This is a genomic window from Mesorhizobium sp. M7A.F.Ca.US.005.03.2.1 (assembly GCF_003997795.1).
Lineage (GTDB): Bacteria > Pseudomonadota > Alphaproteobacteria > Rhizobiales > Rhizobiaceae > Mesorhizobium > Mesorhizobium ciceri.
The window spans coordinates 1-7,881 of record NZ_RZRP01000222.1; the positions used below are offsets into that span (position 1 = coordinate 1).

The window sequence follows — 7,881 nt, forward strand, 5'->3', positions numbered from 1 at the left end:
GTTCAAGACCGCTTTTCCGATCCGGTTACCAGTCGATCAGGAGAAGCTGGCCCGTGGCATCGAATTGGCAGCCCAGTCGGGCTGACACGGCCGAACCGTTGCTCGCAATTGCGCCGGGTTTCACTTGCAGCGTGACATCACGTAGTCGCCGAGGCGCTTATGATATGCGCTCAAACGGTTTTTCTTTATTTGATCGGGCGGGCCGGCGTTCGGGTCGAGATTGTAGTGATCGGGAAATGTATAGTCCTCACCGGGTCCATCCGCCGGCGCAATGGTGGCGATCGTTTGCTCGACGTCGCCGGTGAAGGGAAAGGCGATGTTCACGATCAGGTCTTGGTCGAAGTATGGTTGGATGGTGATCTCCTCCCAGGTTTTGTCCCTGGGCGTCATGAACCCACGCAGCAGGTCCTTCATCGCCTCCTGATCTCCACTTCTGAAGATCGCTTGCTTGGCCGGATCCTTGATCAGGTCTCGGATGAATTCGCCAAGCGCCTCGAACTGCACATCTTTGAACTTCACCATGTCCACTTCCCCCGCTAAACCAGATTGAGCACTGTAGCGCTGCCGTTATCAGCGCTATTGAAAACCCTGACTGCCGAGCAGGCCGCCAAGCACTTCATCCGATACCTTCGCAGTATCATTGAGATCGAGCAGTCCTGCCAGCGTTTTTGGCTCTACGTCCGGAATGAGCCTGCGAGAGGTGATATCCGTATCGGCAGCCTTGAACAGTGCGGATGCGATCGTGGCGGCCACCACATAGGAGCCAACTGGGCCAAGATGGCTGCCGTCATTACCAAGAACGGACGCCTCCTGGATGATATAGTAGGAGAGAGGTGTTTGCCTCAGGAACTCCGGGTACCGTTGCAAAGCGGCCCGAAGTCGGCCGGCGTTGTAGACGTAACGTTTGGCGCAGGCGGCCGTGGGAAGCATGTCATTGCCCGTCAGGACCGGCACATCGATATTGTTGTCGCCCAGGGCGGTCTTCACCGCACCGGCCACGTCCTGCCCGGATGGCAAACCAAGGTCGTAACAGCGCCAGCAATCCATGAAGGCAACCGGCCGGACTGTGCCGTTCAATTCCGCACTCAGGCCGGCAATCGTCAGTTCTTTCGACAGGAATGGTCCTATGCGCCGGGCACTTTGAGCTTTCGACGGGGTGTCGGCTGAGGCAAACCGGTTCCAGTCGACAATCCAGTTCTCGGGTATTGGAATCTCCCCACCCGGGCGCAGGCTGGAAAAGGACAGCATTTTGCGCAGATTGGCTGGTTCTTCGACCGACCTGTCGTTCACGACATAGAACTGCCGGACCATGGCGTGGGCAAAGCGCGACGCACCGAAGGTGAATTCCAAAGGCAGCGCATTGAAAGTCTCAAGTGCCGAGACTCCGGCGCCAAGAAAATCGTCACTGGCGAAAAAATGGTCCCATATTTCCGGAGCCAGAACTTTTCTCAGATAGTCGTTGATGATCACAGTGCGGTAAACCGAGGTCAGATAGATCCTGGCACGCTTGTAAGCTTCTGCTGGGTCGGTGCCGATGCCAAGCAGTAGATCCACGATCCTGTTGTGGATGCCCATGAGTGTGCAGAGCAGTTGCGACAGGACAAGATTGTCGTCGTTTCGCGGATCCGCCACCAAGGGCCGATAAGGCGATCGTCGACCCTCGACACTGATAAACTTGCCCGAGAAGTCGATGCGCGGCAAATCACGGCCCTGCATGGTCTTACCGTCGACTGGAAGCATACTGTCTTTCATGCAAGGCAAGCCGATCGGAAAGCGGCAGGCCGACAGGTCCGCCCCATCCGCAACATCGTAGAGATGGGCGTCGACGATTGGCCCCCGCCCATAGAGCCCCGAAAGGTCAAGGCTTTGCGAGGACGCGTTCTTCAAATGATGGGTTTTGCCTGTCGGCTTGGGCAATCCGAATATTTGGCTGAAGACGATGTCATGGAACACGAATTGGCCGAAATAGGTAAAACCGGCTGGCGTAGGGCTGAGATCGCTGCCTTCAAGTCCATCGGTCGGGCCGACCATTTCCGCCGTGATGTCCAGCAAGCCTGCCTTGGTGCGGTCGATGGCGCTCTCGTCTTCGGTTGCGTCAAACAAGGCGATCGGCATGTCTGCCAGGGACGGGAAGAGCCTGATGCCTCGCAAGGTCGGCTTGTCGTTGAGGCCGTCGTCTGAATGCTGGTTTGACCGGTTCGGCACGTTAGCGGCTTCGAAGGAGGACGTTTCGCCGTGGAGCATCGAAGTAGACCTCGTTTTCCAGAAGGATGAATGCGGCCAGGCGAGTAGCTTGGCATGAATCCGAGAGTAGAAACAGACTTGCCCGTCGGTGGTTTGAATGGCGCGGCCCCAGAGCAGAACGACATTGCCGAGGCGATCATGACACTGACGGATCGAGCTTCGGGCCCGCCGAGACGGCGGTGAACAGCACACAGGACAGAATGACGCACGCACCCAGAAGCCCGTCGGGCGAAAGCCGTTCACCAAGCAGAGCGGCAGCGGAAATGGCGGCGAACACACCCTCTCCGCTGCAAATCACCGCCGCATGGGACGAAGTGGTGTAGCGCTGTGCAGAAGTCTGCAGGCAAAAGCCGACAGCGGTCGAGAACACACCAAGCATGATGAGTTCTGGCCATGCTGCCATAATTGCCTGAAATGTCATTGTGCCCTGCAGGGCGAAAGGTAGCGTGGCAACGGCCGTCCCGATGAACTGTGCGGCCGCCGTCGCGAAGGGATGGCCATGTGCCTGCACATGCCGCCCGAGTTCGACCGTCCACACTGCAAAACAGATTGCAGTCAGGACGGCGAAAGCGTCGCCGGCGGTTGCCGAACCATTGAAGCCGCCCGCCAGGAGAGCCGATCCCACGACCGTCAGAATTGCGACGAATAGGATCAGTGCACTTGGACGCTCCCTCATGATCAGCCACGCGGCGATCGGCGTGATAACAGTGGAAGCGCTGATAAGGAGGCTCGAGTTCGTCACCGTCGTGCTGACATAGGACAATTGCTGGACCACACAGCCGAGGGCAAAAAGTAGAACCACTCTCGCCACACTTGGAAACCAGCCGGTGTTGGTTTCGGGGTCGCGCTCCCGCACCGCGAATGGCAACGTCACCAGTCCGGCGATCACGCTGGTCAGGAAAACAACCGCCATGGGATCGAGGTGGGCCAGTATGGTCTTGTGGGACACATTGCCCACTCCCCAAATGAGCGCAGCAAGCATTAGCAAGGAATTTGCCTTGAATCTGGACATGATTGATCGCATCACCACAGCGGGCAATGGCTCCAACGGTTTGTGATCGGGTTTGAAAGCGATGATCGGGGCCGACGGACCCCGTCATTGTCGAGGTGGCTGGTGTTGCGCGGAAGAACGCGTCTTTTGGTTCGCGATCTATCCGGGGCCAGCACTCGATATATGTGATCTGCGCAAGACGGGGATGGTGGGCAGCAGGACGGGCTTTGGCGGTTCGTTCTGCTCGAAACTGACGCTGCGCTGAAGAAGCGGAAGGATGGCCTCCGGGGTTGCCGAAACCATTTGCGTGCATCGGGTTGACGAGTTCATGAAGCCAGCCTCAGACATGCTCTCGAAGACGCCGAGAAGTGGTGACCAGAAGCCTTTGAAATTCGCCAGGACCAGCGGCTTGCAGTGCCTTTCCAGCTTGCGAAGCGTCATGACCTCGGTCAGTTCCTCAACGGTTCCGATGCCGCCAGGCAAGGCTACAAATGCATCCGCGTAGTCAAACATGAGCTGTTTGCGGATACTCATGTCGGGAACTGAAATCGTCTGGCATCCCGATAATAGCATTCTCATCCGCTCGATCAGGAACTGCGGGGTGATCGCGATCACGGTTCCACCCCCTTCTGCTGCGGCAATAGCCACCTGGCCCATCAGGCCATCACAGCCACCGCCATAGACCAGGCGAATACCTGCTGCGGCTATCGTCTCGCCAAGGATGGTGGCGCAACGGGCGTGGTCGGGATCGTTGCCAAGCATGGCGCCGCCGAAAACGCAGATCGTGCCGATGCGTCGCTGCAAGGGATAGGAGCGGCCGATCTGTTCTGCGGAATTGTCGGATGATGATCCAAACATGGTGTCTCTCCAAATGAGGTTGGAATAGCGAAGCTTGATCAGCCGGCGGAATGATCGCGGGCTGCGCGAGGTTGGCTCGATCGGAACAGAAGCAGGTCAGCCCAGGACCAGAGCAGGTAACAAACGAGAAGGCTGGCGGGCGTAGACCAATGCTGTGGCTGTTCGACTTCGAATTTGAACAGCGATGCACAGAGTTCTGTCCCGGCGGCGATGAGGGCCGGCAGCCGGCTGAGAAGGACCATGACGCGAAACGGGTCGGGGCCGTATTCCGACAAGTTGAGGATCCGGACACCGGGTCGGTGGCAAGCACTGCCGAATTTTCCAACGGAATGAAGCAGGCCCGATGTCAACGCCAGCAACGGATGGCCAAGTTCAAACAGGGCCAGGCCAAGGCAAACGGCACCAACGCCGGACAGGAAATCACCCAGGCGGTTGAGATTTTCCCTAGGCTTGAGACGCCCGTTCCAGGCGCGATGGTAGATCTCGCCGCTGGCGAAGAAGATCGCCGTCGCCGAGGTCATTGCGATCGCAGCGAAATTGCCGGTCAAATAATGGCTGATGGCGGCCGGCGCGCCTGTCCAGAGGAGTTGGTTCAGATCGCCGGATACGAGAATCTGCGCCGTAATCCCCTGACAAAGACCAATGAGGTTGCCGACATTGTAGGCTCCCCCAGGGCCAGACATCCGTGCCGTTAACGCGCTGCGCCAAGCAAGGAGGCGCGGAGACCGGACCGTGAAGGATGAGGCTGTTTCGCGAGCTGAAATCTCGACTGGGGCTACACGCAGCGGCTTATTGATGTTGAGCGTCATGTCGGGTTCCTCCCTTATGACGCATGCTTTGCAGTGCTCCGCGTGATCTCAACGTGAATTGCGCTGGAATGGGTCCGTCCAGGCTAACAGGCAGATCGCATTGGCGGTCCCTGCAAGGTGACGGTTGATCTACTTCTCTCAATTGCCTCGGCCAGCCTTATCCCGCGGCGAGCTTCTGTGTCGGCGGGGCCTTGCAGCCCTGGCCGACGACATTGTCTAAGCGGGTCGCCTGCCGAGCCTCCATTGACAGCCATCCGGATGCACGGACCGCGAAGACCGGAAATCATCTCTCGACGATCATGCGAAGACACCGGGGAACGATGATCGTTATTTCACGCTGAATTACGCTGAGTTGCCCAACATCACAGCCGCAACGCCAGACTGACATCCGCAAAAGGCTGAGCGGTCGAACCTGAACCTCAACTGAATCCAAGGATGGAATTCGATCATGCTACGCAGCTTGACGAAAACATTCACCGCCATCTCGACAATCGCGGTTCTCATGGCACCTCTGATGACTCCCAATGCGGCCTACGCGAACAGCACCACCGTTCCGCGCAAATGCATAAACGGCGTGGCAAGGTGCGCATCTCGCTATCCAGCAAGCTTTCGAGACCACCCATTTCAATTCAGCGGGACAGTGCAACGCACCTTACTCCCGAGGTTGGCGCAACGCTCTCCGGGTCGGCATCCATCTCAAGCTCCTTCGAACGCCCGGCTTGTCTGAGGGTCTTCACAAAATGTTACGTAAGGGAACGTTCGCGCCTGACTCTTCTTAGGCAATCGAGGCGGTTGTCGCCTCGTGCATTGTGAAGGAGAAGAAGAATGCCCAATCAAGGTGGTAGCCACGAACAGCATGTGAAGGCAGGCCAGCAGAGCCACAAGAATGCCGACAATAAAAACCGTCAGCAACAGCAGGCCGCTGGTGGTGGTCAACGGCAGCAGGGCGATGGATCCGGCATGCGTGGTGGAACCCACGAACAGCACGTGAAAGCTGGCGAACAAAGTCACAAAAACCGCTGATCGCGGGTGATTTCAGCAGACCCACCCCGAAGTATCGGGGTGGGTCTGATTGCATCTGAAAGAGGTGCTATCGACGACGCTGCGGTTGGAGTCGCGAAAGTCGCCCCGGCGACTTTGCCGGGGCGACTTCAGTCAGGACGCCCAGTCAGGCAGCTTGCTCCAGGGCGCGCTCATTGACACCGCCTTCGCCCAGCCCGGAAAGCGCTTCGTCCGTCGCGACCTCCTCTTTCAATGTCTCGTTGAGGAGCTTGACGACGTCGCTCTTGCCAAGCTGTTCAGCCCACGCGACCAACGTGCCGTAGCGCGCGATTTCATAATGTTCGACGGCCTGTGCCGCGCCGACCAGCCCAGCATCCAGGGCTGGGTCGCCCTTGTATTCGTCGAGAATTTCCGACCCTTCCTCAAGAATGCCGTCGATCGCCGGACAGGTTTTGCCGCGAGCCGGTTTGTCCATAAGTTCGAACACTTGCTCGAGCCGATCAACCTGGCCTTCGGTTTCCATGCGATGTTTCTCGAAGGCCGCAGCCACCTCCTCGGATTCGGCGCCCTTTGCCATCTTCGGCAAGGCCTTGAGTATCTTCTTTTCAGCGTAGTAGATGTCCTTCAGCCCATCGAGGAACAAAGCCTCCAGTCCCTTGGTCGTCGCTCTTTTTGCAGTCGCCATGATTTGTCTCCCTTGGATCGTCGTGAAAGCTCACCGGCGGTGTAGCCATGGACTAACTTTCCATGGAAGCAGTTGTTCCCTGGGGGCGACGTGGAAGGGCAGCGCGTCGAACACCGCTTTTATCGAGGGCCGATCGACATCAAAAGGCGATGGACGATGACGGTGTGAGAACCGCCGGCAGGGGGGACGGAAAGCACCGGGGTTCGTCGCGCCGTATGGAGTAGATGGTGAAAAGAGATACTTCCGAGGGGTTCATATACGAAATCATATTTACATATAAAACAAATCATGATGATCTTGCTGTCGTGCAACGGCGGCTAAGGTGGTCGGTTCCGGCGTCCGTCGCCGAGCCTGAATGCCAGCAGATGATCGTGCACAATGAAATCAAAGATGATGTCGCGGTCGAGTGAGCCGTGCATTGGTCGGATGTAGGGAGTGCGGCATGCCCTTTGATGTCATCGTTGTCGGAGCCGGCGCAGCCGGGGCTGTCCTTGCCGCCCGGCTCACCGAAGATGCGGGCACGAACGTGCTTTTGCTGGAAGCGGGGCCGGACTTCCGGAGCGGCGAGCAACCTGCCGAGATGGCGAGTCCAAATCCCTTCAACCTGCTGCTTCCCGATCATTTTCAGCAACAGTATATGTACCCCGACCTGATGGCTCGCCGCACCAAGCGGCAGGAACACCGGGTCTACTGGCGCGGCAAGGGGCTTGGCGGTTCGACGGCCGTCAATGGGCAGATTGCCATTCGCGGCGTGCTCCATGCCTTCGACCGCTGGGAGGAAATCGGATGCAAGGGCTGGTCGGGAGCCGACGTGCTGCCCTTCTTCTGCCGGCTGGAGGATGACCCGATCGCGGCTAATTTTCACGGCAGCGATGGCCCGATTCCGATCTACCGCGCGCCTGTCGAAAGCTGGGGAAGCGTCGACAAGGCCATGCGCCAAAGCGCGATGGCCCTCGGCCATCCCTGGCATGACGATCTCAATGCTCCGGATGCCGAAGGGGCTTGCACCTATCCCATCAACAGTCGAGCCGGCAAGCGCGTGTCGGTCAATGACGGCTATCTGGAAGCTGCCCGCGACCGGCCGAACCTCACCATCATCGGGCAGGCGACGGTGGACAAGGTGCTTTTCGATGGCAAGAAAGCGATCGGCGTTTTGGCCATCGTGGCCGGTCAGGTTCGCAAATTCGAGGCGCCGCTGGTCATCGTCTCGGCCGGCGCCATCCACTCTCCAGTCATCCTGCAGCGCTCGGGCATCGGTCCGGCGGCTCTCTTGAATCGAAAGGACATCGAGG

8 protein-coding genes are annotated in these 7,881 nt (G+C 58.5%); 2 read left to right on the plus strand and 6 right to left on the minus strand.

Features of this window, described 5'->3' with window-relative positions:
* Positions 1-120: 120 nt before the first annotated feature.
* The 5 genes from EN991_RS14555 to EN991_RS14575 all read right to left on the minus strand — a co-directional run bounded on the left by EN991_RS14555 (position 121) and on the right by EN991_RS14575 (position 4,902).
* Positions 121-522, minus strand: coding sequence for a hypothetical protein (locus EN991_RS14555; protein WP_013530422.1), 402 nt, complete (start codon positions 520-522; stop codon positions 121-123).
* A 54-nt stretch (positions 523-576) separates the two neighbouring features.
* Complete coding sequence (locus EN991_RS14560; RefSeq protein ID WP_127369012.1) at positions 577-2,244, minus strand: peroxidase family protein; 1,668 nt, start codon at positions 2,242-2,244, stop codon at positions 577-579.
* Between the two features lie 136 nt (positions 2,245-2,380).
* Positions 2,381-3,256: a DMT family transporter gene (locus tag EN991_RS14565; protein ID WP_245460968.1), complete on the minus strand. Its 876-nt coding sequence runs from the start codon at positions 3,254-3,256 to the stop codon at positions 2,381-2,383.
* A gap of 138 nt (positions 3,257-3,394) precedes the next feature.
* On the minus strand, positions 3,395-4,093 hold the full coding sequence (locus EN991_RS14570; RefSeq protein WP_063172726.1) for a TIGR00730 family Rossman fold protein: 699 nt from the start codon (positions 4,091-4,093) through the stop codon (positions 3,395-3,397).
* Between the two features lie 38 nt (positions 4,094-4,131).
* Positions 4,132-4,902, minus strand: coding sequence for a hypothetical protein (locus EN991_RS14575; RefSeq protein ID WP_127369013.1), 771 nt, complete (start codon positions 4,900-4,902; stop codon positions 4,132-4,134).
* A gap of 825 nt (positions 4,903-5,727) precedes the next feature.
* On the opposite strand from EN991_RS14575, the gene EN991_RS14580 reads away from it, so the two are divergent.
* On the plus strand, positions 5,728-5,925 hold the full coding sequence (locus tag EN991_RS14580) for a hypothetical protein (RefSeq protein ID WP_013530427.1): 198 nt from the start codon (positions 5,728-5,730) through the stop codon (positions 5,923-5,925).
* 145 nt (positions 5,926-6,070) lie between these two features.
* On the opposite strand, the gene EN991_RS14585 is transcribed toward EN991_RS14580, so the two are convergent.
* Positions 6,071-6,589, minus strand: coding sequence for a ferritin-like domain-containing protein (locus EN991_RS14585; RefSeq protein WP_013530428.1), 519 nt, complete (start codon positions 6,587-6,589; stop codon positions 6,071-6,073).
* Between the two features lie 442 nt (positions 6,590-7,031).
* Between EN991_RS14585 and EN991_RS14590 the strand changes: the two genes are divergently transcribed.
* The coding region (locus EN991_RS14590; protein WP_127369014.1) for a GMC family oxidoreductase N-terminal domain-containing protein at positions 7,032-7,881 on the plus strand (850 nt) is incomplete at its 3' end.